Source organism: bacterium endosymbiont of Bathymodiolus sp. 5 South (assembly GCF_900128535.1).
GTDB lineage: Bacteria > Pseudomonadota > Gammaproteobacteria > PS1 > Pseudothioglobaceae > Thiodubiliella.
On the sequence record NZ_FQTR01000309.1, the window covers coordinates 1 to 1382 of the forward strand.

Here is a 1382-nt window from a genome sequence, read left to right on the forward strand (position 1 = left end):
ATTATTTATAGGAAAAGTTATAAGTGACATTGGAGCGGTGATTTTTCTTTATTTTTTTATAAAAATGTTTCTGAATTTTTTTAGATATAAAGGATGGTTAAAAGGTAATGATAATAGTAATTATTAGGGTCAGTGAGGATATTACAGATATTGGGGACGCTACCCTTTTTTGAATTGGTATTTTGTTTATCTTGGGATTAAATATTTATGTAGCAGAATTTTTGTTAGGCATGATTGGAAGCAAAAGGGATTTAAAACAGGGAATGTTAGGTGCATTAACAGCAGGATTTAATGCCGGAGTATTGCATCCAATGAAAGCGGGTTTTAATAAACTTATAACCCATGGTCTAACTGGTGGTGTACGAAGTCGATTATCTGGCGGTAGTTTCAAAAGCGGATTCTTAGGCTCAGCTGTCAGTTATGGCGCCAGCTGGTCAGGTGCATATGAGGCGGCAGGCGTTAGTAGCCAAGCCAACATATGGGCACAAAGAGCACAAAATGTTATCGCTTCTTATGTGGTTGGCGGGGCTGCCGCTGAATTGGGTGGCGGTAAGTTTGCTAATGGCGGGATGAGTGCGGCGTTTAGTCGGATGTTTAATGACCTAAGTTCAGCATATGAGTGTATGGGTCGTTGTCATGGAAATGATTATGGTAAGGCTTTAAAGACAAACAATGTTATAGGTCGTTTTTATGGAAGTGCGGGTGTAGAAATAGGAGGGCATGCATTGATTGCTGGTGGTCGTTTTTATAAAGGGAGTTACTATGATAGTGGTGGCGGAAGTTGTGTTGCGACTACAGTGTGTATTCGTTTTGGACCTGGGGTTATGGTAGAAGGGGGTGCAAGTTTTCAAGGAGGGGTGATAACTGATTCCCTTGATAATATTAATGGCTTTAGTGCAGGAGTTGGGGTGGATATTGGAATTGGTTCCGTTAAAGGGGGAAATATATCTGTTGGTTCTGGTGCGGCTGGCGTTTCAGCTGGTGGTCACTTCAGTGGAGGAGCGGGATTTTCCATTGGTGTTGATGTGTGCTGGACATCTGGGTGCAAGCCATGACTAAATCTGAATTTTTAAAACAATATAAAGGAATGCTTGTAGGTGCTGTAGGAGTGTTTATTGGATTTACTTTTCGTAACCCCGTAATGTTTGGTGTTGGATTTTTTCTTGTATGTGTAGGTTATATTCTTCATATGAGGGCATACATAAGATACATATATTCAGATAAAATTCGTGCTAAAAATTATGAACCTGACCCATGGGTGCAAGCCATGACTAAATCTGAATTTTTAAAACAATATAAAGGAATGCTTGTAGGTGCTGTAGGAGTGTTTATTGGATTTACTTTTCGTAACCCCGTAATGTTTGGTGTTGGATTTTTTCTTG

At 39.7% G+C, this 1382-nt stretch carries 2 protein-coding genes; both read left to right on the top strand.

What is annotated here, in order from left to right; genetic code table 11:
• Positions 1–230: 230 nt before the first annotated feature.
• A complete protein-coding gene (locus BBROOKSOX_RS11050) occupies positions 231–1055 on the top strand; it encodes a hypothetical protein (RefSeq protein ID WP_139661866.1) in 825 nt (274 codons plus the stop codon).
• A partial coding sequence (locus BBROOKSOX_RS11055) for a hypothetical protein (RefSeq protein ID WP_139661868.1) occupies positions 1052–1382 on the top strand: 331 nt, incomplete at its 3' end. The genes BBROOKSOX_RS11050 and BBROOKSOX_RS11055, both read left to right, overlap by 4 nt.

Excerpts from the sequence above, each read along its gene's own strand:
- BBROOKSOX_RS11050 (WP_139661866.1), top strand. The coding sequence starts at position 231 with ATGATTGGAAGCAAAAGGGATTTAAAACAGGGAATGTTAGGTGCATTA.